This is a genomic window from Ruegeria sp. P10, from assembly GCF_056534925.1.
This window is the reverse complement of record NZ_JBQERJ010000003.1, coordinates 306,451-329,361: the sequence shown is the minus strand read 5'-3', so window position 1 is coordinate 329,361 and position 22,911 is coordinate 306,451. Positions and strand designations below refer to the sequence as shown.

Below are 22,911 nucleotides of genomic sequence, written 5' to 3'. Positions count from 1 at the left end.
GCGTCAGATCAGCCTATGCGAGGGGGCAAGGCGCAGGCAACCGCGCCGTTGGGTCATTCGTATCGCCGAACGAACCGGCGCAGGATCTCGCCCGGCTGCGTGACATCGGCCGAATGGCAGTGGTCGATTAGTTTTTGCGCGTCTTCAGGCGGGAAATAGCCGTGGTTCTTGTAGATATTGATGCGCTGTTCAAAATCCCTGGCGTCGGCTTCTGGGTGGAACTGCGTGGCGTATACGTTCTGCCCCCAACGGATCATCTGGAACGGGCAGGGGTCTGACGCGACAAGGTGCACGCATCCCTCTGGCAGAGCCTGAACCGCTTCCTTGTGGCCAACGAAAGCGTCGAAGGTGGGTTCCAACCCGGCGGTCAACGGATCCTGCCGCCCCTCCGGGGTCAGGTGGCACGTGGATGGTCCGACGGGTTCGCCATACCGGGCCTTGCTGACGTCGCCGTCCAGGTAAGCCGCCAGAATGCCAAGGCCATAGCAGCAGCCCATGAATGGGTGATCCTGTGCGATGATCTGCGGCATCAATCCCATGATCGCAGCCTCGATCCGGGCATCCAGCGGGGATTTGGTCGCCGGGTCGTCACTGACGCATCCCGGTCCGCCGCCTACGATGACACCGGCATACTCCGTGACATCCAGCCCTTCTGGCAGGTCGTCGCAATCCAAACGGATGCGATGCGCCCGTTCCTGAGGCATCCCGCTTCGGTTCAGGATCGAGGCATATTCGGCGTCGGACGCATCTGTTTCGGGGCGCAGTTGCAGGATCAAAAAGGGTTTCATGCGCAGCCTTTACCGGTCATAGCGGCCAGAATACAAGAATGGCGGGAACAGAAACGGCTATGATCAGCACTTCCAGCGGCAATCCCATGCGCCAGTAATCTCCGAACCGATAGCCGCCGGGACCCAGAACCAGCGTGTTGTTCTTGTGCCCGATGGGGGTCAGGAATGCAGCCGAGGCCGCAACGGCCACGGTCATCAGGAACGGGTCGGGTGACACCTCGAGCGTGCGTGCCATCTGTATCCCGACCGGCGCGGCGACAATGGCGGTGGCGGTGTTGTTCAACACGTCCGACAAAGTCATCGTGACAACCATCAATACGGTCAGAATGGCCCAGGCGGGCAGACCATCGGTCAGCTGGATCAGGGCGTTTGCGATCAGTTCGGTACCGCCCGAGGTCTCCAAAGCGCTGCCCAGAGGGATCATAGACCCCAGCAGTACGACCACCGGCCATTCGATGTGATTGTAAATGTCGGTGATCGGCATGATCTTGGTCAATACATAGGCAATCACGACCAGCCCCAAAGCAATGGGCAGATAGATCAACCCTACACTTGCGGCCAAAACAGCGGCGGCAAACAGACCGATGGCCAACCCTGCCTTGTCGTTTGCAGTAACGTTCAGCCCGCGTCCGGCAAGGGGCAGGCAACCCAGCCATTCCGTAACATCCGCAGCGCGGTCGCGGGGGCAGAGCAGCAGTAGGATATCGCCCGGTTCCACCTCGGTCTTGCGGACCTGTTGAGTGATCCTGCGCCCCTGGCGTGAGATGCCCATCAGAACGGTGCTTTGCCGCCAGGCCAGCCCAAGCCCTTGTGCCGTGCGACCTGTGATACGCGCGCTTTCCGGCACGACGACTTCGATCACTTCCAGCCCGTCACCCTCAGCTGTCAGCAATTCCTGCCGGCGCGTGTCCGAGAAGTTGAGATTGAGCGCCGCGCGAAACTCGTCCAGCGCTTCGGGTCCGGCTTCCAGAACCAGCGCGTCACCTTCTTGTAAAACAGCGTGTGCCGACCGGCCATAACGACGCTTGCCATCCCGGATTAATCCGATGATGGCCACGTCCGATTTCTCGGCCACCTCATAAAGCTCGCTGACCCGTTTGCCGATATGGGCGGATTCCGGGGGAACGGTCAGCTCGGCGATGTACTCGGCCAAGGTTTCCGATGTCTCGGCCTGCGGTCCGCGATTGGGGATCAGGCGCCAGCCTACCAGTGCGACAAAGGCAAGACCGGCGATCGCGGCCAGCCCACCGACCGGGGCAAAATCGAACATGTGAAACGGCTCGCCCAGTGTTTCGGCCCGGATCGACGCGATGATGATGTTCGGAGGTGTGCCGATCAGCGTCGCCATCCCCCCCAGAATAGTGGCAAAGCTCAGCGGCATCAGCGACAGGCCCACTGATCGTCCGGCCTTGCGTGCGGTCTGAATGTCCACGGGCATCAGCAGCGCCAGCGCCGCTACGTTGTTCATGAAGGCCGACAGAACCGCACCGATCCCACCCATCAGGGCGATATGCGCGCCCAGACCCCGCGAGGCATCCACCAGCGTGCGGGTGATCAGGAACACTGCTCCGGACCGGACCAAACCGGCAGAAACCACCAAAACCAGCGCCACGATGATGGTGGCCGGGTGTCCGAACCCGGCAAAGGCGTCATCCACCGGCACGACGCCCAGCACGACGCCGATCATCAGCGCGGCAAAGGCCACAAGGTCGTATCGAAACCGGCCCCACAGCAGCATTCCGAAGACGGTGATGAAAAGCGCAAAAAGAATGATCTGGTCTGTCGTCATGCCGTCACCATACTAGTCGGTGAAGCCGTCGCAAGCCGCTCTCTTGATCCTGCCCCCTGCAAACGTCTATATGAGCGCCGAACACGCAATCACGATGACGAGGACGCATTATGGCAGGCCACTCAAAATGGGCCAACATCCAGCACCGCAAGGGGCGTCAGGACGCCGCGCGGTCCAAACTGTTTTCCAAACTGTCGAAAGAGATCACCGTTGCCGCCAAGATGGGCGACCCCGATCCCGACAAGAACCCGCGCTTGCGTCTGGCCGTGAAAGAGGCCAAGTCGAACTCGGTTCCCAAGGATGTGATTGACCGCGCGATCAAAAAGTCCACCGCCGGTGAAGGCGACGATTACGAAGAAATCCGCTACGAGGGCTATGGCCCCAACGGCGTGGCCGTGATTGTTGAAACCATGACGGACAACCGCAACCGCACTGCGTCGACCGTGCGTTCGACCTTTTCCAAGAACGGCGGCAATCTGGGCGAGACGGGCTCGGTCGGGTTTATGTTTGAACGCAAGGGCGAAGTGATTTACCCGGCAACGGCGGGTGACGCAGACACCATTTTCGAAGCCGCTATCGAGGCCGGCGCGGAAGATGTCGAAAGTTCAGAGGATGGCCACATCATCTGGTGTGCGGATACGGATCTGAACGACGTTTCGAACGCGTTGGAAGCCGCGCTGGGTGAATCGGAATCCACCAAATTGGTCTGGAAGCCGACCACCACGACCGAGCTGGGTCTGGAAGACATGCAAAAGCTGATGAAGCTGGTGGACGCGCTGGAAGACGATGACGACGTGCAGCGTGTCACGACCAATTTCGAAGCCTCGGATGAGGTGATGGCACAGCTCTGAGTTGTTGCGGATGTTGACGGCGAAACCCGGCTCAACGGCCGGGTTTTTTCGTTTCCGGACAGTTTTGAAGAGTTGTTGGCTGAACCCTTCGAAACGCATAGGCTGGAAAAACCCGGAATTTCCGGGACAACACCACCGAAAGATCCGCGATGGATGCGACTGCTGAAAAGGCCAAGCGAAACGTGCCGGTTCTTGCTGGGCAGAGTATCGTGTCTCAGGTTGCGTGGACTCTGGGCAGCCCATCGGTGGTTTTGCCGTTTCTGGCCGTGTCATTCGAATTGCCGATGTTCGTGGCGGGCGCGCTGGTTTCGGTGCGAATGATTGGCAGCATGATTTCCGATTTCTTTCTGGCGCAATCCGTCGCGGCGAAATCGCAAAAGAAACGCGCCATTGCCCTGACCGAAGCGATCATCGGATCCTGTCTGGTTTTGGCGATGGTGGCCGCCGCGACCGGGATCGTTCCGTTGATCGCAGTGGTGTTCGTGGCGGTATTTTTCGTGATCGGTCTTGTGGACGAGGTTCAGAACCTGATGTTCACCGATCTGCTGGGCGATCATGTCCACTCGCGTTCGCGCATGGTCCTGCATTACCTGCAACTTGGGGGCGGAGGCCTGTGTGCCATCGGTCTTGCCATGCTTGTGCATCAGATCACCAGGGAAAACCCACCTTTTTCCCGCCACTCAACCATGATCGGTGTATCGGTTGCGTTCTTCATGCTGTCAGGGCTTTTGATGCTGGCCATGACAGAGAATGCCCGCTCGGCGGAGTCGGCAAACAAGACCGGACCCACGGCAAAGCTGTCGTTCAAGGCCAATGCCCGGGGTATTCTGGGCATGTTCGAATACTCGTGGTTTCGGCGTTACATGGTCATGCGAATGCTCTTGGTGGCTGTTTCGCTCTCTGTCCCGTTCTTCGCGCTGATCGCGGCCGAGGCGCATCACAGCTCGGCCAAGGGACTGACCGCGATGATTGTTTCATCTGCTTCGGGCTATCTTGTGTCCGGGCCTTTGTGGCAGGTCGTGAACATGAAATCTCATCGTGCCGTCATGGTGGTCGGGACACTGATGGTGGCCGCAACCGGTGGCGTTCTTCTGGCATTTCACGACTTGGGTATCGATCACGATGTGCATCTGCACGCGATCGCGCTGTTTGTCGTCACCGTTGCGGTGACCGGGATCAGCAGCGCGCGCAAGCTCTATTTCCTGGACGTCGCGCCCAAGGAACAGCGCGTTCAGGGATCAGCCGCGATCAAGTCTTTTACCCGTTTGTTGGCGGTGCTGCTTTCGGCGGCTCTGGCCGCGGTCGCCCATATGCACGAGGTTGCATTGGCCGTCGGGTTCATAGTCGCGGCCAGCCTGGTGGCCTGCGTGACATGCTATCTGACGATGTCGCCGGGCCGAAAGGACGCCTCTGGCACACAGGGCTGATGCGGCTCCGCCTAGAAAAAGGAAGAAATCTCGTCCAGGGGCTTTTTCAGCTTTGCAACGGAAGGCACGGTCGCGGTTTCCGAGGGATGTCCAACTGCGATGATCATTGTCGGTTTCTCTGAAGCGGGCCGACCCAGCGCATCGGTCAGAAATCGCATCGGGTTCGGGGTATGTGTCAATGTGCTGAGACCGGCGTGATGCAACGCCGCCAGCAGAAAGCCGGTGGCAATGTTCACACTTTCTGGCACATAGTAATTCTTGTACCGCGTCCCGTCTTCGAATTGCCCCCAGCGTTGGGCAAAGACCACGATCAGCCACGGGGCGATGGTCAGATGTTCCTTGACTGCGTTTGTCCCGATGGGTTCCAGAGCCTTGATCCACTCATCGCCCGCCGCTCCCGCGTAAAAGCTACGCTCTTCTTCCTCGGCTTCCTCGCGGATGCGCAGTTTCAGCTTGGGGTCCGAGATGGCAGTAAAATGCCAGGGCTGGTGGTTTGCACCTGACGGGGCCGTTCCCGCGGTGCGCAGGCAGGTTTCGATCACGTCACGAGCCACCGGGCGCGTGGAGAAGTCCCGAACGGTATGACGTCGCCGCATCTTTTCAAAAAAAGCCACTGCCGCGTCCTGCATGTCCGCATCACTGATCTCGCATCGGTCAGGCAGGGGAATGGGGTCATAACTGAGGGCGTCGCGCGAGAACATTGGTTCCTCCAATCGAATGAGTCTGACTATTTGCCTTGTGACGGTAGTAAAACCCGTTGCGCAGCATGCTGGACTGCCTGTGTAAGGGGTTTGAGCGCCGGGGCAAGAACCCGCCCGACCTGCCAGCTGAGCGCGATGTCCAGTGGCGCATCTGGAACGATCGGGCTCAGAAGTCCGCGTGCCATGGCGTCTTGCACAAGGGCTGCGGGGTTCATGCCCCAGCCAATTCCGGCGACTGCGGCATCAACGAACCCTTGCGAAGATGGCAGGAAGTGGAAAGGCGGTGACAGATGTTTGCCGGTGTGATGTGCGATCCACGCTTTTTGCAGACCGTCCTTCCTGTTGAAGACTAGGCAAGGCGCTTTGCTGAGGGTTTCCTCGGTCACGCCGTTCTTGAACCAGGTGTTGACAAATTCCGGGCTGGCGGTGGGCAGATACCTCAACACGCCCAGCTCAATCGCGTCGCAACCGCTCACGGTTTGTCCGCCGACAGTGACGGCGGCGCTGACCTCGCCGCGCCTCAGCCAGTCTGCAGAATGATCCTGATCGTCGATCACAAGGTCGAACAGCAGGTCGGGCACCCGCGCCATCGCGTCAATGAACCAGGTGGCCAGAATGTCGGCGGGTACCGCAACGCGAACCCTTGCGGACCCGGGTTCTTGTACCAGAGCCAATTCCCGTGCCAGCTGCGCCTCGAGCAGTCCGACATCTTCAGCGTAACGTGCGATGCGCTGCCCGGCTGGCGTTCCGGTGCAAGGGGTTCCCCGATGGATGAGCGAGGCGCCCACGCGATCCTCCAGCGCTTTTATCCGCTGGGATATCGCCGAAGGGGTTACAGCCAGTTCCGCCGCCGCCGCATCAAAGCTGCCATGGCGCAGAATGGCTGACAAGGCGGCCAATTGGTGAGGATCCAGCAGCATTAGCAAAACTTAACTGAGGGCAACATCTTTAATTTGATAGATCGCATCGCGGCCATTAGTCAACGCAAAGGCAACGCAGGAGGTACCATGCCTACATCCGTGATCGCCGGTTTCGCGCTGGGTTTCAGCCTGATCCTCGCCATCGGGGCGCAGAACGCCTTTGTTCTGAGGCAGGGCTTGCGACGCGAGCATGTGTTTTTTCTGTGCCTGACTTGCGCGGTGTCTGATGCCATCCTGATCGGAGCAGGCGTAGCAGGTTTTGGCACACTGGCACAGGCCGCACCCTGGTTCGAAACCGTGATGCGATACGGTGGGGCGGCATTCCTGACCTGGTATGGCTTGCGCAGTCTTCGGTCGTCCTGGCTGGGTGGTTCGGTGATGGAAATCGGCAATGGCAAGCGAACCAGCCTCAAGGCTGCGCTGCTGACGGTTTTCGCGTTCACCTGGCTGAATCCGCATGTATATCTGGATACGGTCGTGCTGATCGGCTCGATCTCGGCCCAATATGACGACCGGCTTGGTTTCGCCCTCGGCGCGATGACATCCAGCTTTGTATTCTTCTTTTCGCTTGGCTATGGGGCAAGCATCCTGTCGCCTGTTTTTGCGCGCCCCAGGGCGTGGCAGGTGCTGGACGCAGGGATTGGCGTGGTCATGTTGGGTATCGCGCTGAAACTTGTTACCATGTGAAGGGTTGTTCCCGGCCGGGTTTCGGTGTTCAACCTTGAACATGACTTCATCCACCGTATCGTCCCGCCCGCTTGCCGGCATGTTCTGGATGTTCGCCGCCGGCTTGTCCTTTGTTGTGATGACCGCGCTGGTGAAGTCGCTGGGCACATCGATGAATTCCATCCAGGCCGCCTTTCTGCGATATGTGCTGGGGTTGGTGTTTCTGTTGCCGGCCATGCGGTCAATCATGGCGACGCATCTGACCCCCCGCCTGCTGACGCTTTTCGGTCTGCGAGGCATCGTGCATGCGGTTGCGGTCATGCTCTGGTTCTTTGCGATGACACAGATCCCACTGGCCGAAGTTACAGCCATGAATTACATGACTCCGGTTTACGTCACACTGGGGGCGGCCCTGTTTTTGGGCGAAAAGCTGGCCTTTCGCCGGATTGCTGCGATTTTGGTCGCTCTGGTTGGCGTCCTGATCATCCTGCGGCCCGGGTTTCGCGAAGTGTCATCAGGCCATCTGGCCATGCTGGGAACGGCCCTGACCCTTGGGGGGTCGTATTTATTGGCCAAGATTCTGGTGCGTGACGTACCGCCCGCCGTCGTTGTGGCACATTTGTCGATCTGGGTGACCATTGCCTTGATACCCTTTGCGATCGCCGTTTGGACGCAGCCAAGCCTGCGGGATATCGGGGTTCTTTTTCTGGTGGCCAGCTTTGCGACCGCCGGGCACTATTTCATGACCCTGGCGCTTCAGGCGGCGCCAGTGGCCGTCACGCAGCCGGTGACGTTTCTTCAGCTGATATGGGCCACGATCCTGGGCGCCGCGGTTTTCCATGAAAGCGTTGACGTGTGGGTTGTCGCGGGCGGCACGCTGATCCTTGCCGCCGTGAGCTTTATATCGTGGCGCGAATTCATGTTGAACCGCAAGGACTTGACGCCTCCGAGTATTGCGCCGAAGCTGTAACGACATCGCTCTCTGATTTTTCATTAATTGACGAGTCAATAAAAACCCCCTAGCGTGGTCCCGTGACGCCTGCTCAAGGGGAGAACGATGCCAAAAGTCGGAATGGAGCCAATCCGCCGGGATGCGATTGTTCGCGCGACAATCGCTGAGCTGGGCGTGAAGAAATCCCTTGATGTAACCGTCAGTCAGATTGCCAAACGTGCGGGCATGTCCAGCGCGCTTGCGCATCACTATTTCGGCGGCAAGGATCAGATCTTTCTGGCCGCCATGCGCCGGATCCTGTCGGACTTCGGCGAAGAAGCAAGGGGCGAGCTGAAAGCGGCTACGCCGGACCAAAGGGCGCAGGCGATCGTCAGGGCGTGTTTTGCGCCTTCTTGTTTCACACCCGATGTGATCGCGGCATGGATGACCTTCTATGTGCTGGCTCAGACAAATGATGATGCCCTGCGCCTGTGGCAGATCTATCAGGCCCGCATCAAATCCAATCTGTCCCACGCCCTGCGGCACAAGTTGGCTGACCCGCAAGAGGCGGCCGAGAACATGGTTGCCCTGATTGACGGTCTGTACATCCGCGCCGCACTCAGCGCCCCTGAAGAACCGCAACTGGCCGTGAACCACGCGATGCGTGTGCTCAACACTCTGCTCGAGGCTGAAAAATGACAAAACCGAACATTCTGATCCTGATGGTGGATCAGCTCAACGGGACTCTCTTTCCAGACGGTCCCGCTGATTGGCTTCACGCTCCGAACCTGAAGAAACTGGCAGAACGGTCAACCCGGTTTGCCAACGCTTACACGGCGTCGCCCTTGTGCGCGCCCGGGCGGGCCAGCTTCATGTCCGGTCAATTGCCGTCGCGCACCGGCGTCTATGACAACGCGGCCGAGTTTCGCAGCGATATCCCCACATACGCACATCACCTGCGCCGCGCGGGCTATTACACCTGCCTGTCGGGCAAGATGCATTTCGTCGGTCCCGATCAGCTGCACGGGTTCGAAGACCGCCTGACCACTGACATCTACCCGGCCGATTTCGGCTGGACCCCGGATTACCGCAAGCCGGGTGAACGCATCGACTGGTGGTATCACAACATGGGGTCCGTCACCGGCGCGGGTATTGCCGAGATTTCCAACCAGATGGAATATGATGACGAGGTCGCCTACAACGCCAAGGCCAAGCTTTATGATCTGGCACGCGGCAAGGATGATCGCCCGTGGTGCGTAACCGTCAGCTTCACCCATCCGCATGATCCCTATGTCGCCCGGCGCAAATACTGGGACCTTTACGAGGATTGCGCGCATCTGCTGCCCGAAATCGCTGATATCGGCTATGACAACCAGGATCCTCACGCCAAGCGGATCTTCGATGCCAACGACTGGCGTAGCTTCGACATCACCGAGGAAGACATTCGCAAGTCGCGCCGCGCCTATTTCGCCAATATTTCCTATCTGGACGACAAGATAGGCGAAATCCTCGAAGTGCTGGAAACCACCCGGCAAGAGGCGATCATCCTTTTCGTTTCGGATCACGGGGACATGTTGGGTGAACGCGGGCTGTGGTTCAAGATGAACTTCTACGAAGGTTCGGCGCGAGTGCCGCTTATGATCGCGTCGCCTGATCTGCCCGCCGGCCGGATTGATGCTCCGGTGTCAACAATTGACGTAACGCCGACCCTAGGGGCGCTGGCCGGCGTAGACATGGCCGAGATTGCCCCCTGGACCGATGGCGAAAACCTCGTGCCGTTGGCACTGGGCGAAGAACGAACCACACCGGTAGCCATGGAATACGCGGCCGAGGCATCCTACGCGCCGCTGGTCTCGTTGCGATATGGCAAGTGGAAATACAACCGCTGTGCGCTGGACCCTGATCAGTTGTTTGATCTTGAGGCCGACCCGCACGAACTGAACAATCTGGCCGACAGCCCCGAACACGCAGGTACGCTGCAAACACTGCGTGCCAAATCCGAGGCCCGTTGGGATCTGGATCGCTTCGACGCCGAAGTCCGTGCCAGCCAGGCGCGGCGTTGGGTTGTGTACGAAGCGCTGCGGCAGGGCGGATACTACCCGTGGGACTATCAGCCGCTGCAAAAAGCGTCGGAACGCTACATGCGCAATCACATGGATCTGAACATCGTCGAGGAAAGCGCCCGGTTCCCACGCGGCGAATAACCTCTTCATCTTTTCGAAAATACTCCCGCCGGAGGCATCCAACCTTCTCGGCGGGGCAGGAGTTGTGGAAATGGAAGCAGATTTTGTCATCGTCGGCGCAGGGTCCGCAGGCTGCGCAATGGCATATCGTCTGAGCGAGGCCGGGGCCTCGGTTCTGGTGATCGAACACGGCGGCACCGATATGGGGCCGTTCATTCAGATGCCGGCGGCGCTGAGCTATCCGATGAACATGTCGCGCTATGACTGGGGCTATCAGTCCGAGCCCGAGCCGCACCTGAACAACCGCCGCCTGGCCTGTCCGCGCGGCAAGGTGATCGGCGGGTCGTCCTCGATCAATGGCATGGTCTATGTTCGCGGCCACGCGCGCGATTTCGATACCTGGGCCGAGATGGGGGCTGACGGTTGGTCTTACGCGGATGTTTTGCCTTATTACAAACGGATGGAAACCTGGCACGACGGCGGCCACGGGGGCGATCCGGCATGGCGCGGCACTGACGGTCCGCTGCACGTGTCGCGCGGCCCGCGCGAGAACCCGTTGTTTCAGGCCTTTGTGGATGCCGGTCAGCAGGCCGGTTACGAAGTCACGGGCGACTACAACGGTGAAAAGCAGGAAGGCTTTGGCCCGATGGAGCAGACCGTCTGGAAAGGGCGGCGCTGGTCTGCGGCGAATGCCTATCTGAAACCCGCGCTCAAGCGCGACAATTGCGATATCGTGCGCGGTCTTGCGTCTCGGGTTGTCATGGAAAACGGCCGCGCCACAGGGGTCGAACTGATCCGTGGCGGCAGGAAAGAGGTCATCAAGGCCCGGCGCGAAGTTGTTCTGGCGGCATCGTCGATCAATTCGCCCAAGCTGCTGATGTTATCCGGTATCGGCCCAGCGGCGCATCTGGCCGAGCATGGGATCGACGTCGTGGCGGATCGCCCGGGGGTTGGTGCTAACCTACAGGACCATCTTGAGCTGTATATCCAACAGGCGTCGCTGCAACCGATCACGCTCTACAAGCACTGGAACCTGTTCAGCAAGGGCCTGATCGGGGCGCAATGGCTGTTTACCAAAACGGGACTGGGCGCATCGAACCAGTTCGAAAGCGCTGCGTTCATCCGGTCGAAGCCGGGCGTGGAATACCCCGACATTCAATACCACTTCCTGCCGATAGCGGTGCGCTATGATGGGCAGGCCGCTGCCGAGGGGCACGGGTTCCAGGCGCATGTCGGCCCGATGCGGTCCCCGTCACGCGGGGCGGTCACATTGCGCTCTGCCCAAGCCGCAGATGCGCCGGTGATCAAGTTCAACTACATGAGCCATGAAAAGGATTGGGAGGATTTCCGCACCTGTATCCGGCTGACCCGCGAAATCTTTGGGCAAGCCGCCTTCAAGCCCTTTGCGGGCAAGGAAATTCAGCCCGGTTCCGCTGTCCAAACGGATGAAGAGCTGAACGCCTTTATCGCGGAGCATGCGGAAAGCGCCTATCACCCCTGCGGTACGTGTCGGATGGGGCGCGCGGATGACAAGAATGCGGTAGTCGACCCCCAAGGCCGTGTCATCGGCGTGGACGGGTTGCGCGTTGCGGACAGTTCAATCTTTCCGCAGATCACCAACGGCAACCTTAATGCGCCGTCTATCATGGTGGGTGAAAAAGTGTCGGATTCGCTATTGGGCAAAGATCCGTTGCCGAAGGCCAATGATCGTCCGTGGATTCACCCCAACTGGGCAACCGCTCAACGTTAACCTTTCCAAACGGCCCCCGGTTGAATGCGCGTGAAATACCGCGCATATCGGGGGCATGTTAAGGATTTGTTTAACCTTTGTTCTTCTGCTGCCAGGTCTAACCCATGCCGCAGAGCACCTTGCGGGTCGGGTTCACGTAATCGATGCGGACACCTGGAATGTCGGTGGTGTTCGGGTGCGGCTGCACGGTATCGATGCGCCCGAACTGGATCAGACCTGTCAGGATTCCGACGGATCAAGCTGGCCGTGCGGGGCGTGGGCCACTCATATGGTTCAGAAGCAGTTTCAGGGACGGATGACCACATGTGTCCCGGTGGATCGGGATCGCTACGGTCGCATCGTTGCTCGGTGCAGCGTGGAGCGCGAAGACGTCGCCACCCAGATTGTAGAGCAGGGCTTGGCCTTTGCGTACCGCAAATATTCGGACACGTATGCAGGCGCCGAGCGGGTTGCGAAGACTGGAAACAGGGGATTGCACAAAACTCAGATTCAGGTGCCTTGGGTGCACAGGGCGCGCAAGAAACCGAAATCCTCTGATGTATGCATTATTAAAGGAAATGTTTCGTCAAAGGGCGAAAGGATCTTTCACGAACCGGGCCAGAGGTACTATTCCAAGACCCGGATCAGCGCAGCCAAGGGCGAGCGATGGTTTTGCTCTGCTGCCGAAGCACGTGCAGCGGGTTGGCGTGCTGCGCGACGCTGAATTCTGAATTTTTACTGTGTGAAATTGATCCGCGTCAAAGTGGGCGGCGCGTCACGCTTCTACCACTGATATGCAACGACATATTAAGGAGCGAACAGACATGTCCCACACCCCGCATGAACTGGCCGAAGAGTTTCCGGACAAGGTTGAACTGATGAGCCAGCTCAAGCAAACGGACGCGCATTTTGCCCGTCTGGCTGATGAGTATCACGAGGTCAATCGCGTTGTGCATCGGGCTGAAACCAACGTCGAACCCATGGAAGACCTGGCCGAAGTTGATTTGCGCAAGAAGCGGGCAGCGCTGAAAGACGAAATCTGGGCGATTTTGTCCAAGGCCTGAACATTATGGCCGGGGGATACTGTCCCTATCCTTTCCCGGCCCCGGTCGGGGCTCCCCCGGTTAATTTCTGGCCATACGAACTCAGGTGACTTCGTATGGCAGGGTGCCGCGCGTATGGGTGTCGATGCTGAGCCGACGTTCCAGCGGCGGGACCGAGCGCTGATGGCAGTTTTGCCGCTCGCAGATGCGGCAGGAAATGCCGATGGGCTCGTAAGCGCTGGCGTTGTTTATGTCGAGGTTGTCGGCATACACGAGCGCCGGGGCGTGGCGTACCTCGCACCCCAGCGCAATTGCGTACCGCCTGACCGGTGCGCCGAATGAACCACCTGATTTCGACACATCCCGAGCCAGCGAGATATAACGCACACCATCCGGCGTTTCTGCCAGTTGCCGAAGGAAATGGCCCGGCGTTTCAAAGGCCCGATGCACGTTCCAAAGGGGGCATGCGCCACCAAACCGTGCAAATTGCAGACGCGTGGCCGAGTGTCGTTTCGTGATTGTTCCGGCCTGATCCACGCGGACAAAAAAGAACGGGATACCTTTTGCACCGGGGCGTTGCAGCGTCGACAGTCTATGCGCAACCTGCTCAATCGATGCGCCGAACCGGTTGCTGAGCAGCTCCAGATCGTGGCGCTCTTCCTGAGCGGCGGTCAGGAATGCGGAATAGGGCATCAAGGAAGCGCCGGCGAAATAATTGGCGAGGCCGATCTTGGCGATGGACCGCGCCTCTTCGCTTTGGAACTTGGCAAAATCCAGTGTCGCTTCCAGCAGCTTGTCCTGACTGATCAATGCGACCTGCAACAGCAGTTGAAAAACTTGCGTTTGCGGAGTCGAGCGGGAGGAAAGGCGCAGGATTTTGCTTTCAGCGTCATAGGTACGCAAAGGGGCGATGTCAGAGAACATCACTTGAATGCCGCGCTCAGTCAGGCTGTTCAAAGCAGCCTGCCGGATGCTGCCCGGGCTTTCCGCGCGATTGGCGAACAGCTCTGCCGCCCGGTCCACGGCGTCGATGTAGTTGTCGCAATAGTGGAAGAAGTCCCGCACCTCTTCCCAGGGGCTGGCCTGCATTCGGGCGTCTTCCCGCCCCAAAGCTTCGTCCAGTGACGCGAGGCGTTCATGCGTTTGCCGGTAGGTTTTGTGCAGCTCGATAAATGCGCGGGCCAATGCCGGGGCGTTTGATGCCGTCAGGCGTAAATCGGCAAGTGGCGGCAGAATATCCGCAAAAACCGGGTCGGCCAAAGCTTCGCGCATGTCCGACACCAGTCGCTCGCTGTCGCCGGTGCTGAGCTCGGTGACATCCATGCCGAATTCTTGTGCCAGAGCCAACACAACCGTGGTCGAGATCGGCCGGTTGTTGTTCTCCATCTGGTTCAGATATGGGAGTGAAACACCCAGTTTCGCCGCGAATTCGCGTTGTGTCAGGGCCAGTCGCGTGCGCATTTCACGCAGTTTCGCGCCGGCATAGAGCTTTTGGGTGGCCATGAGGTACCTTTGCAAGTTTTCTATTTTGGAAGACTAACTTTGCAAAGTTTTCGGGGCAAGTGGTCACAGCCCCAATTGACGCTCTCGCCGAATGACGGATCCAATTGCGAAAATCGCCAGAACTGCGGAGGTGAGCATCAGCCAGAGCAACGGCATGGCTCCGGTTTCCCGGGTCAGCAGGGTGCCTGCCAGCGCGCTCAGGCCCGCGCCGCCCCCCAGCATGATTGCGCCGCTCAGCCCCGAGGCGGTTGCGGCCAGATGCGGACGAACAGACAATGCGCCGGAAGTGGCATTGGGAATGGCCATGCCGTTTCCGACGCCCACAAAGGTCATCAAGCTGAAAAAGCTGAGTGCGGTGCCCAGACCTGTGAGGAACAAGGATGCTGAAAGCGCGACACCCAAAGCGTTCAGCAGGCTGCCCCACAGCACCATCCGGTTGATGCCAATCTGCATGGAAAAACGACCGCTCAGAAAGTTGCCAACAAAATAACCGACTGCCGGTGCACCGAAATATATGCCGACCTGTGCCGCGCTTAGTCCGAACAGCTCGGTTCCAATAAAGGGCGCGCCACCGAGATAGGCAAAGAAGGTCCCCGAAGACAACGCGCAGGACAGTGAATAGCCCCAGAACCGTGGCGAGGTCAGAAGTTCAGGGTATTCCTTGAACTGCTGAACAAGGGTCTTGCCGCTTTTCGCTGACGTTTCGCCAAAATCCGCAAAGGTCAAGGCAAGCGTCAATCCACCCAGGGCGAAAGGCAGCCAGAAATTCGCTTTCCAGCCAAAGCTTTCCTCCAGCAGCCCGCCGATCGCCGGGCCGATCATCGGGACCACGGCCATACCCATTGTCACATATCCGATCATCGATGCCGCCTGATCCTGATCGTACATATCCCTTACCGCGGCCCGGCTGAGAACCATGCCGACAACCACGACCGCCTGGCACATTCTGAACGCCAGAAAGATTTCAACGTTGGGGGCATAGATGCATCCAAGCGTGGCCAGCAGGAACAAGCCGATCCCCCACAGCAGAACTGGCCTGCGACCTGCCTTGTCGGCGAGCGGCCCAATCAGGATTTGCAGAACGGCATTGACCAGAAGATACAGCGCGATCGACAGCTGCATGACCTTGTAATCGGCGCCAAAATACGCGGCCATGTTCGGCAGGCTCGGCAGAAACAGGTTCATGCTCAGCGCAGACAAGCCCGCGAGCAATACCAGTGTCGCCAATGTGGGTGGTGTGCGGCGAACCGCGCGAGAGCTGAACTGCATGGTTCACATGTATAGTCATGGAATTTGGGATTGCCAGCAATCCAGCGATCTCAATAAGAGACTTTGCAAGTTTACAGTTATCCAGATTGTTGTTGCTGAATATTTGCAAATTTGCCGAAAAGGGCTTTGGATGAGAGGCGCAAAGGGGTAGGGTCCCGGCAAATTTTACAGGGGATAATCGTCATGAAAGACATCCTTTCCGAGTTGGAAAACCGCCGCAACGACGCACGACTGGGCGGCGGGCAGAGGCGGATTGATGCCCAGCATGCGCGCGGAAAACTGACGGCGCGAGAGCGGATCGAGTTGTTGCTGGATGAGGGCAGCTTTGAAGAATTCGACATGTTCGTCAGTCATCGATGCACCGAATTCGGAATGGAAAAACAAAAACCTGCAGGTGATGGCGTTGTCACCGGCTGGGGCACCATCAACGGCCGCATGGTCTATGTGTTCAGCCAGGACTTTACGGTCTTTGGTGGGTCGCTGTCCGAGACGCATGCCCAGAAGATCTGCAAGATCATGGATATGGCGGTGCAAAACGGAGCACCAATTGTCGGAATCAACGATTCGGGCGGTGCGCGAATCCAGGAAGGCGTGGCTTCGCTGGCCGGGTATGCCGAAGTGTTTCAGCGCAACATCACGGCCTCGGGGGTGGTTCCGCAGATCAGCGTGATCATGGGCCCATGCGCCGGCGGTGCGGTTTACAGCCCCGCGATGACTGACTTCATTTTTATGGTCAAAGACTCGTCTTACATGTTCGTGACGGGCCCCGACGTGGTCAAAACGGTTACCAACGAGGTTGTAACGGCTGAAGAACTGGGTGGCGCCTCGACCCACACCAAGAAGTCCTCGGTCGCCGACGCCGCGTTCGAAAACGATGTGGAAGCATTGGCAGAAGTGCGCCGTCTGGTGGATTTCCTGCCGCTCAACAACCGCGAAAAACCTCCGGTGCGCCCGTTCTTTGATGACCCTCACCGGATCGAGGATTCGCTGGACACTCTGGTTCCGGACAATCCGAACACGCCCTACGACATGAAGGAACTCATCACCAAAATAGCCGATGAAGGCGATTTCTACGAAATTCAGGAAGATTTCGCCAAGAACATCATCACCGGCTTTATCCGGCTGGAAGGTCAGACCGTAGGTGTGGTGGCGAACCAGCCGATGGTTTTGGCGGGATGTCTGGATATCGACAGTTCGCGCAAGGCGGCGCGGTTCGTGCGGTTCTGCGACTGTTTCGAAATTCCGATCCTGACGCTTGTCGATGTGCCGGGCTTTCTGCCGGGCACACAGCAGGAATATAGCGGCGTGATCAAGCACGGCGCAAAGCTGCTTTATGCATATGGCGAGGCGACCGTGCCCAAGGTCACGGTGATCACGCGCAAGGCGTATGGCGGTGCCTATGTGGTTATGGCGTCCAAACACCTGCGCGGCGATTTCAACTATGCCTGGCCGACTGCCGAAATCGCGGTGATGGGTGCCAAGGGTGCAACCGAGATCATTCACCGGGCAGATCTGCATGATGCGGAAAAGACCGCACAGCATGTCGCCGATTATGAAGATCGGTTTGCAAACCCCTTTGTCGCCGCCGAACGCGGGTTCGTCGACGAGGTCATCATGCCGCATTCGACCCGCCGGCGCGTGTCCAGAGCCTTTGCCAGTTTGCGCGGCAAACAGCTTAAGAACCCATGGAAAAAGCACGACAATATTCCGCTTTGACCCATTCGGGGCGGCGTTGTCCGCCCCGGTTGTTGGCACCGGTAGTCCGATTCTGAGCAGGAAATGCTCAAAATTGCGGCGGAATTGACAAAAAGCGACAAATAGTTGAATGATCCGACCCGTCAGACATAGAACCGCGCAGGCCAAAAGCACTGCGCGCGCGATCCCGGAAGGAGGAGCCTGCCTTCGGTGGGTCCGGGATCGTGCCATATGTCTGGTATTGTGCGCGCTCGGCGCTCCTGTTTTTGCCCAGACAGACAGTTCGTTGCCGGTACCGTCCGGTCAGCCCGTGCATCTGAGCGATGTCCTGCTGGACAACAACCCCGGTGAGCTTTGGGTGCGCTTTCGATTTGTCGCCCCGAAGATCGGAGCATCAGTGGGACGGATCGGCTATGATGTGGCGTCCAGGGATATGGAGCATCTGTGCCAGGTTCTTGCCGTTCCTTATGTGGCTCTGCACGAATTGCAGCCATCCAGAGTTGTCATTTCCCTGTCTGATCGCCCGGTGGAATTCGGCGACACCGCTCCGGACGCGACACAGTATTTTGAAGCCTACCGGCTGGAGCAGTCCCGGTGTATCTGGGAAGGGCTTTGACCATGAACTCACGCTGTCATGACGTCAAAGCTTCTCAGACCAACGGTGCGGCTTTGGAGGTGCGCAACATGATCCCATCCAAGTTCGGGTTCGAACTATTTTTGACTGCAAAACAAAGCTGTGGAGTGTCGCCATGCTGAAACATCGCGGGTTTCCAGGGCGTCTTTCAGGCACCGATTTTCAGTTCACTATTCGCCGCGCCAATCCCAAGGGTGTGACGCCGCTGACGCGGCGGGAACGGTTCCGGGATCGCAAACCGGCGGACAAACGTGCCGATGCCGCCTTCATGGAGGCCCTTTGGGCGCATTTCGGCGATCAGCCGTTCGAGAGGGGCAACCTGGATGCCGGACGTCTCAGCTGGCTTTTTGGGCGCGAAGTCATCCCGGCGGAAGATCCTTTTGATCCGGCCAGCTATGACGCGATGCTGGTGATCGATGTGGACGCCGCCCGTGCGTCCTTTCCCGACGTAATCGACGGGACAGGCTGATCGTGATCCAGGCCGCCGCATATCAGCCCTTCAAGACCGGTTTCGGGATGACCCTGCCCGAAACCGGGCAGGATCCGTGTGCGGCGTCAGAAGTTCAACTGAGCGGCCAGCTGAACGCGGCTTCCGTCAAAGGTTCTGCCGGTCGGCGCGTCGTTCCGTTCGCCATAGATGTACTCGGCGCTGAGTGTCAGATCCTCGGTTGCCTTGTAAAATGCGTTGACGTGGATCGTTTCCAGTTCGGTAAACGACAGGGTTCCGGTCGAGGTCGGCAGGTCATAGTCTTCTTTGCCGTATGCAATGCCAACATTCCATTTCGGGCTCAGATCCTGCCGGAATTCGATGGTGTATCCATCCACGTCATTGGCCTGGTCGTTCACGATGGGATCACCAAGGCCGATCAGGTACGGGCCGAGTGCCTCGCCGTTCACATAGTTGACCTGGAACAGACCGCCCTGCCATGGGCGAACCGAGCCGGATATCGTGAACCCGGTCTGATCAACTTCGACATTGCCGGATTCCGCCTTGCCATAAAGGCCGGACACACGTGCGACATAAGTCCCGTCATTGTATTCGGCGGATGCGGTCAAAACCGGATCGTCCGAGTTCGAACCGCCGACATTCTCTTCGATCGAAACGGCGAAGGACGTGTTCGTTCCGAAAGAGTTGGTATAGCGAACCTGCGGAACCCGTGCGAAAGGGATACCAACGGGGCCGTTGAATTCCACCGAGGTCGGGTAGGTGTCCAGCGGCATGAAGTTGGTCCAGGTCTGTCCGATCAGCCAGTTGTCACCGATGGTGATATTGGCGTGGCGTATACGCAATTCGGCCGTTCCGCCGGAACCGAACAGATCCAGTTCCAATTGTCCGCCGATATCGCCGATACCGCTTGGGGTGGTGGTGCGCAGACCGATCCGCGATTGGCGGACGGTGGCACCAAATGTACCATCGGTCGCGGCCGACGGTTCCCCAATGACATTCACGAACGCCGTGTCGCCCTGATCGAACTCGAAATCGTAGAAGAAGTCGGCCTTTACATAGCCATAAACGTCCAGAACGGTGTTACCGATGCGGAAGTCACCGTTGGCAGGGCTGGCACTGGCGGATTCCAGCGCCTCGACCCGGGCGCGCAAGGCGTCAAGTTCGGCTTGGGTTTGGGCATCCTGAGCAAAGGCAAGCGTGCTGGTCACACAAAGCGCAGAGGCAGCAAGCAGGAGTGCCTTTTTTCTAGTCTTCGTCATGTGGGTGTTCCTTTGAGTGCGAGTGTGCACAAGGACCGTTTCACGAGGTGCAAACCTTGGGAAATCACGAGAATGGGAAGTGAACGCTTTGATTTTTCAAGTAAATGTGTGTTTTTTACTGCGCTGAAACACGACGTCTTGAGCCGCTTGGATAACGCATTGGCGCAAGGCGGTTCTGTATGTCCAACGCTGACCGAGAGTCGTGATGCTGCAACCGCGAAACGCGCGGGAAGCGGCTTGATCTGTCACGAAACTGTGACGGTAAAGCGGCCTCAAACGCCCGAGCAGTATCGAACCGGTATAGGCGCGAAGTTGCGCGGCATTTCCGGGTGTGGGCAGATTCCAGCCGAAATCCCGATTGGAAACAATACTGTGTTTGCCGGCAATATTGTGCTGTGCAAACTGGATGAGCCGTGCGGCTCTACTTTGCCTGCGCCGCACATGCACCTACTATTCCGTACCCCTTCCTTGCGCGGGCAGGCTTGTGTTCCCCACATAGTCCTGTCCGCGTTTTTCTTTTTGCCTGTCACGGACAAAAAGAGGCAAAATCCCGCACAAAAATCGCCGGCGCGTCCGTTGATATTGAATAACAGGGTGTGTTTCGCGCATCTGACCCGAAAAGGACCAAGAAACCAAAAAGGGCAGATACTATGCGATTCTCACGCTTCATCCTTGTTGCGACGACCTGCGCGGGTCTGGCCGCCTGCGGAGACACCACGGGCGAACAGGCAATCCTCGGCGGCGGTGCCGGGGCAGTGGGGGCGGCCGTCCTCAACGCGGACCCGTTGTTTGGCGCAGCCGTCGGCGCGGCGGGCAACGTGCTGTACTGCAAGACACAGAACACCTGTAATTAACGCATATTTTGCGGGGCGCATGTCGTCCCGCCCGTCATCGCGCATCACGCCGTCGTGGGGATTGTTCCCTGCGGCGGCGTTTTGCGTTTCCAGAACACCAAGCCAAAGGACGTTCCATGTTCAATAAGATCCTGATCGCCAACCGGGGCGAGATCGCCTGCCGGGTTATCAAGACCGCCCGCAAGATGGGTATCGGCACCGTCGCCATTTTCTCGGACGCGGACAAGAACGCGCTGCATGTGTCGATGGCGGACGAAGCCATCCATATCGGCCCGCCACCTGCAAACCAGTCCTATATCGTTATCGACAAGGTGATGGACGCCATCCGCCAGAGCGGCGCGCAGGCGGTCCATCCCGGTTATGGTTTCCTGTCCGAAAACGCCAAGTTTGCCGAGGCGCTGGAAGCCGAAGGTGTGGTTTTCGTCGGTCCTCCGAAAGGCGCGATCGAGGCGATGGGCGACAAGATCACCTCGAAGAAAATCGCGCAGGACGCGAATGTGTCGACGGTACCCGGATACATGGGGCTGATCGAAGACGCGGAAGAGGCGGTCAAAATCTCGAACGAGATCGGCTACCCTGTCATGATCAAGGCCAGCGCCGGCGGCGGCGGCAAGGGCATGCGGATCGCGTGGAATGACGACGAGGCGCGCGAGGGCTTTCAGTCGTCAAAGAACGAAGCCGCAAGCTCGTTCGGGGATGATCGGATCTTCATCGAGAAATTCGTGACCCAACCGCGTCACATCGAAATTCAGGTTCTGTGCGACAGTCACGGAAACGGCATCTACCTGGGAGAGCGCGAATGCTCGATCCAGCGCCGGAACCAGAAAGTCGTGGAAGAGGCGCCGTCGCCGTTTCTGGACGAAGCGACACGCAAAGCCATGGGGGAACAGGCGGTGGCCCTGGCCAAGGCCGTGGGCTATTCCAGCGCGGGAACGGTAGAGTTCATCGTTGACGGTGAAAAGAACTTCTATTTCCTGGAAATGAACACGCGTTTGCAGGTTGAACACCCTGTCACCGAACTGATCACCGGCGTTGATCTGGTCGAACAGATGATCCGCGTAGCAGCGGGTGAAAAGCTGTCGATCACGCAGGACGACGTGACACTGACCGGATGGGCGATCGAAAACCGCCTGTACGCCGAGGATCCGTATCGCGGCTTCCTGCCCTCGATTGGCCGTCTGACCCGGTATCGCCCGCCGCAGGAGACGGCAGCCGGACCGATGCTGGCCAACGGCAAATGGCAGGGGGATGCGCCCGAAGGCGATGTTGCTGTTCGAAATGACACCGGCGTCTATGAGGGCGGTGAGATCAGCATGTATTACGACCCGATGATTGCCAAACTGTGTACCTGGGCTCCGACCCGTGATCAGGCGATCGAGGCGATGCGCGTGGCGCTGGACAGTTTCGAGGTTGAAGGCATTGGCCACAACCTGCCGTTCCTGTCCGCCGTGATGGATCATCCGAAATTCATCAGCGGTGATATGACCACGGCCTTCATCGCCGAGGAATACCCCGACGGGTTCGAGGGCGTCGAACTGGCCGAGGCAGACCTGCGCCGGATTGCAGCGTCCTGTGCAGCCATGCATCGCGTCGCAGAAATTCGCCGGACCCGCGTGTCGGGCCGGATGGACAATCATGAACGCAAGGTCGGCACCGATTGGGTTGTCTCCTTCGGGCGCGAGATCCAATGGCCCGTCAAGGTCAACGCGGATCAGGATGGGGCCACGATCAGGTTTGACGACGGTCAGGAAATGCGGGTGACGGGTGATTGGACACCGGGTGATCAACTTGCCGTCATGACGGTCGATGAAGCGCCGCTGGTCATGAAGGTGGGCAAGATCTCGGGCGGGTTCCGCATCCGTAACCGCGGCGCGGATCTCAAGGTGCAGATACGTACCCCGCGTCAGGCCGAACTGGCGCGGCTGATGCCTGAAAAACTGCCGCCGGACACTTCGAAAATGCTGCTGTGCCCGATGCCCGGCCTGGTCGTGAAGATCGACGTCGAAGTGGGGCAGGAGGTGCAGGAAGGTCAAGCGCTGTGCACCATCGAGGCGATGAAGATGGAAAACATCCTGCGCGCCGAGAAGAAGGGCATCGTTGCCAAGATCAATGCAGGCCCCGGCGACAGTCTCGCCGTGGACGAAGTGATCATCGAGTTCGAGTGATCATGACCGCGCTTTTGCCATACCCATCAAAGCCTCCGGCATTCTGTGCCGGGGCC

General features: G+C 58.8%; 21 protein-coding genes. 14 read left to right on the top strand and 7 right to left on the bottom strand.

Annotated elements, in window-relative coordinates:
• Nucleotides 1–53 precede the first annotated feature (53 nt).
• Nucleotides 54–788: a glutamine amidotransferase gene (locus ACR0FB_RS07505; RefSeq protein WP_480619935.1), complete on the bottom strand. Its 735-nt coding sequence runs from the start codon at nucleotides 786–788 to the stop codon at nucleotides 54–56.
• 16 nt (nucleotides 789–804) lie between these two features.
• Nucleotides 805–2,577 (bottom strand): SLC13 family permease, encoded by a 1,773-nt coding sequence (locus ACR0FB_RS07500; RefSeq protein ID WP_480619933.1) that lies wholly within the window; start codon nucleotides 2,575–2,577, stop codon nucleotides 805–807.
• Nucleotides 2,578–2,687: 110 nt separating this feature from the next.
• On the opposite strand from ACR0FB_RS07500, the gene ACR0FB_RS07495 reads away from it, so the two are divergent.
• Nucleotides 2,688–3,428, top strand: a complete 741-nt coding sequence (locus tag ACR0FB_RS07495; protein ID WP_152458737.1) for a YebC/PmpR family DNA-binding transcriptional regulator — start codon at nucleotides 2,688–2,690, stop codon at nucleotides 3,426–3,428.
• 149 nt (nucleotides 3,429–3,577) lie between these two features.
• On the top strand, nucleotides 3,578–4,855 hold the full coding sequence (locus ACR0FB_RS07490) for a permease (RefSeq protein ID WP_480490678.1): 1,278 nt from the start codon (nucleotides 3,578–3,580) through the stop codon (nucleotides 4,853–4,855).
• Nucleotides 4,856–4,866: 11 nt separating this feature from the next.
• On the opposite strand, the gene ACR0FB_RS07485 is transcribed toward ACR0FB_RS07490, so the two are convergent.
• Nucleotides 4,867–5,556, bottom strand: coding sequence for a nitroreductase family protein (locus ACR0FB_RS07485; RefSeq protein WP_480619931.1), 690 nt, complete (start codon nucleotides 5,554–5,556; stop codon nucleotides 4,867–4,869).
• Between the two features lie 26 nt (nucleotides 5,557–5,582).
• Nucleotides 5,583–6,476 (bottom strand): LysR family transcriptional regulator ArgP, encoded by an 894-nt coding sequence (locus ACR0FB_RS07480; protein WP_209832458.1) that lies wholly within the window; start codon nucleotides 6,474–6,476, stop codon nucleotides 5,583–5,585.
• 87 nt (nucleotides 6,477–6,563) lie between these two features.
• Between ACR0FB_RS07480 and ACR0FB_RS07475 the strand changes: the two genes are divergently transcribed.
• The 7 genes from ACR0FB_RS07475 (at nucleotide 6,564) to ACR0FB_RS07445 (ending at nucleotide 13,049) form a co-directional block, all read left to right on the top strand.
• Complete coding sequence (locus ACR0FB_RS07475) at nucleotides 6,564–7,163, top strand: LysE/ArgO family amino acid transporter (RefSeq protein ID WP_171630864.1); 600 nt, start codon at nucleotides 6,564–6,566, stop codon at nucleotides 7,161–7,163.
• A gap of 40 nt (nucleotides 7,164–7,203) precedes the next feature.
• Nucleotides 7,204–8,112, top strand: a complete 909-nt coding sequence (locus ACR0FB_RS07470) for a DMT family transporter (protein ID WP_480620013.1) — start codon at nucleotides 7,204–7,206, stop codon at nucleotides 8,110–8,112.
• 87 nt (nucleotides 8,113–8,199) lie between these two features.
• A complete protein-coding gene (betI, locus tag ACR0FB_RS07465) occupies nucleotides 8,200–8,772 on the top strand; it encodes a choline-binding transcriptional repressor BetI (protein WP_480619929.1) in 573 nt (190 codons plus the stop codon).
• A complete protein-coding gene (gene betC, locus ACR0FB_RS07460) occupies nucleotides 8,769–10,277 on the top strand; it encodes a choline-sulfatase (protein ID WP_480619927.1) in 1,509 nt (502 codons plus the stop codon). Before betI ends, betC begins: the two co-directional genes overlap by 4 nt.
• A gap of 70 nt (nucleotides 10,278–10,347) precedes the next feature.
• On the top strand, nucleotides 10,348–12,006 hold the full coding sequence (betA, locus tag ACR0FB_RS07455; protein ID WP_171227852.1) for a choline dehydrogenase: 1,659 nt from the start codon (nucleotides 10,348–10,350) through the stop codon (nucleotides 12,004–12,006).
• Nucleotides 12,007–12,061: 55 nt separating this feature from the next.
• Nucleotides 12,062–12,709, top strand: a complete 648-nt coding sequence (locus ACR0FB_RS07450; protein WP_171630873.1) for a thermonuclease family protein — start codon at nucleotides 12,062–12,064, stop codon at nucleotides 12,707–12,709.
• A gap of 100 nt (nucleotides 12,710–12,809) precedes the next feature.
• Nucleotides 12,810–13,049 carry an HP1242/YdcH family protein gene (locus tag ACR0FB_RS07445; protein ID WP_152458727.1) on the top strand — a complete coding sequence of 80 codons (240 nt, stop codon included), beginning with the start codon at nucleotides 12,810–12,812 and terminating at the stop codon, nucleotides 13,047–13,049.
• Between the two features lie 81 nt (nucleotides 13,050–13,130).
• Here ACR0FB_RS07445 and ACR0FB_RS07440 read toward each other — a convergent pair whose 3' ends face one another.
• Together ACR0FB_RS07440 and ACR0FB_RS07435 are read right to left on the bottom strand one after the other, a co-directional pair.
• A complete protein-coding gene (locus ACR0FB_RS07440; RefSeq protein WP_480619925.1) occupies nucleotides 13,131–14,531 on the bottom strand; it encodes a helix-turn-helix domain-containing protein in 1,401 nt (466 codons plus the stop codon).
• A 63-nt stretch (nucleotides 14,532–14,594) separates the two neighbouring features.
• A complete protein-coding gene (locus ACR0FB_RS07435) occupies nucleotides 14,595–15,800 on the bottom strand; it encodes a multidrug effflux MFS transporter (protein WP_171722879.1) in 1,206 nt (401 codons plus the stop codon).
• Between the two features lie 183 nt (nucleotides 15,801–15,983).
• Between ACR0FB_RS07435 and ACR0FB_RS07430 the strand changes: the two genes are divergently transcribed.
• From ACR0FB_RS07430 to ACR0FB_RS07420, 3 genes are all read left to right on the top strand, one after another.
• Nucleotides 15,984–17,516, top strand: a complete 1,533-nt coding sequence (locus ACR0FB_RS07430) for an acyl-CoA carboxylase subunit beta (RefSeq protein WP_171630880.1) — start codon at nucleotides 15,984–15,986, stop codon at nucleotides 17,514–17,516.
• 109 nt (nucleotides 17,517–17,625) lie between these two features.
• Complete coding sequence (locus tag ACR0FB_RS07425; RefSeq protein WP_209832465.1) at nucleotides 17,626–18,111, top strand: DUF6497 family protein; 486 nt, start codon at nucleotides 17,626–17,628, stop codon at nucleotides 18,109–18,111.
• A 133-nt stretch (nucleotides 18,112–18,244) separates the two neighbouring features.
• Nucleotides 18,245–18,598: a hypothetical protein gene (locus tag ACR0FB_RS07420; protein ID WP_152458722.1), complete on the top strand. Its 354-nt coding sequence runs from the start codon at nucleotides 18,245–18,247 to the stop codon at nucleotides 18,596–18,598.
• Between the two features lie 86 nt (nucleotides 18,599–18,684).
• Here the strand turns inward: ACR0FB_RS07420 and ACR0FB_RS07415 are convergent, their stop codons facing one another.
• The gene (locus ACR0FB_RS07415) at nucleotides 18,685–19,836 is read right to left on the bottom strand and encodes a DcaP family trimeric outer membrane transporter (protein ID WP_480619923.1); all 1,152 of its coding nucleotides are present in this window, start codon (nucleotides 19,834–19,836) and stop codon (nucleotides 18,685–18,687) included.
• A gap of 650 nt (nucleotides 19,837–20,486) precedes the next feature.
• Between ACR0FB_RS07415 and ACR0FB_RS07410 the strand changes: the two genes are divergently transcribed.
• Both ACR0FB_RS07410 and ACR0FB_RS07405 read left to right on the top strand, forming a co-directional pair.
• Nucleotides 20,487–20,690, top strand: coding sequence for a hypothetical protein (locus ACR0FB_RS07410; RefSeq protein WP_152458720.1), 204 nt, complete (start codon nucleotides 20,487–20,489; stop codon nucleotides 20,688–20,690).
• 116 nt (nucleotides 20,691–20,806) lie between these two features.
• Nucleotides 20,807–22,855, top strand: a complete 2,049-nt coding sequence (locus ACR0FB_RS07405; RefSeq protein WP_171630888.1) for an acetyl-CoA carboxylase biotin carboxylase subunit — start codon at nucleotides 20,807–20,809, stop codon at nucleotides 22,853–22,855.
• Nucleotides 22,856–22,911: the final 56 nt, after the last annotated feature.

Coding starts and splice junctions, on each gene's coding strand:
- ACR0FB_RS07505 (WP_480619935.1), bottom strand. CDS start 788: ATGAAACCCTTTTTGATCCTGCAACTGCGCCCCGAAACAGATGCGTCC.
- ACR0FB_RS07500 (WP_480619933.1), bottom strand. CDS start 2,577: ATGACGACAGACCAGATCATTCTTTTTGCGCTTTTCATCACCGTCTTC.
- ACR0FB_RS07495 (WP_152458737.1), top strand. CDS start 2,688: ATGGCAGGCCACTCAAAATGGGCCAACATCCAGCACCGCAAGGGGCGT.
- ACR0FB_RS07490 (WP_480490678.1), top strand. CDS start 3,578: ATGGATGCGACTGCTGAAAAGGCCAAGCGAAACGTGCCGGTTCTTGCT.
- ACR0FB_RS07485 (WP_480619931.1), bottom strand. CDS start 5,556: ATGTTCTCGCGCGACGCCCTCAGTTATGACCCCATTCCCCTGCCTGAC.
- ACR0FB_RS07480 (WP_209832458.1), bottom strand. CDS start 6,476: ATGCTGCTGGATCCTCACCAATTGGCCGCCTTGTCAGCCATTCTGCGC.
- ACR0FB_RS07475 (WP_171630864.1), top strand. CDS start 6,564: ATGCCTACATCCGTGATCGCCGGTTTCGCGCTGGGTTTCAGCCTGATC.
- ACR0FB_RS07470 (WP_480620013.1), top strand. CDS start 7,204: ATGACTTCATCCACCGTATCGTCCCGCCCGCTTGCCGGCATGTTCTGG.
- betI (WP_480619929.1), top strand. CDS start 8,200: ATGCCAAAAGTCGGAATGGAGCCAATCCGCCGGGATGCGATTGTTCGC.
- betC (WP_480619927.1), top strand. CDS start 8,769: ATGACAAAACCGAACATTCTGATCCTGATGGTGGATCAGCTCAACGGG.
- betA (WP_171227852.1), top strand. CDS start 10,348: ATGGAAGCAGATTTTGTCATCGTCGGCGCAGGGTCCGCAGGCTGCGCA.
- ACR0FB_RS07450 (WP_171630873.1), top strand. CDS start 12,062: ATGTTAAGGATTTGTTTAACCTTTGTTCTTCTGCTGCCAGGTCTAACC.
- ACR0FB_RS07445 (WP_152458727.1), top strand. CDS start 12,810: ATGTCCCACACCCCGCATGAACTGGCCGAAGAGTTTCCGGACAAGGTT.
- ACR0FB_RS07440 (WP_480619925.1), bottom strand. CDS start 14,531: ATGGCCACCCAAAAGCTCTATGCCGGCGCGAAACTGCGTGAAATGCGC.
- ACR0FB_RS07435 (WP_171722879.1), bottom strand. CDS start 15,800: ATGCAGTTCAGCTCTCGCGCGGTTCGCCGCACACCACCCACATTGGCG.
- ACR0FB_RS07430 (WP_171630880.1), top strand. CDS start 15,984: ATGAAAGACATCCTTTCCGAGTTGGAAAACCGCCGCAACGACGCACGA.
- ACR0FB_RS07425 (WP_209832465.1), top strand. CDS start 17,626: ATGATCCGACCCGTCAGACATAGAACCGCGCAGGCCAAAAGCACTGCG.
- ACR0FB_RS07420 (WP_152458722.1), top strand. CDS start 18,245: ATGCTGAAACATCGCGGGTTTCCAGGGCGTCTTTCAGGCACCGATTTT.
- ACR0FB_RS07415 (WP_480619923.1), bottom strand. CDS start 19,836: ATGACGAAGACTAGAAAAAAGGCACTCCTGCTTGCTGCCTCTGCGCTT.
- ACR0FB_RS07410 (WP_152458720.1), top strand. CDS start 20,487: ATGCGATTCTCACGCTTCATCCTTGTTGCGACGACCTGCGCGGGTCTG.
- ACR0FB_RS07405 (WP_171630888.1), top strand. CDS start 20,807: ATGTTCAATAAGATCCTGATCGCCAACCGGGGCGAGATCGCCTGCCGG.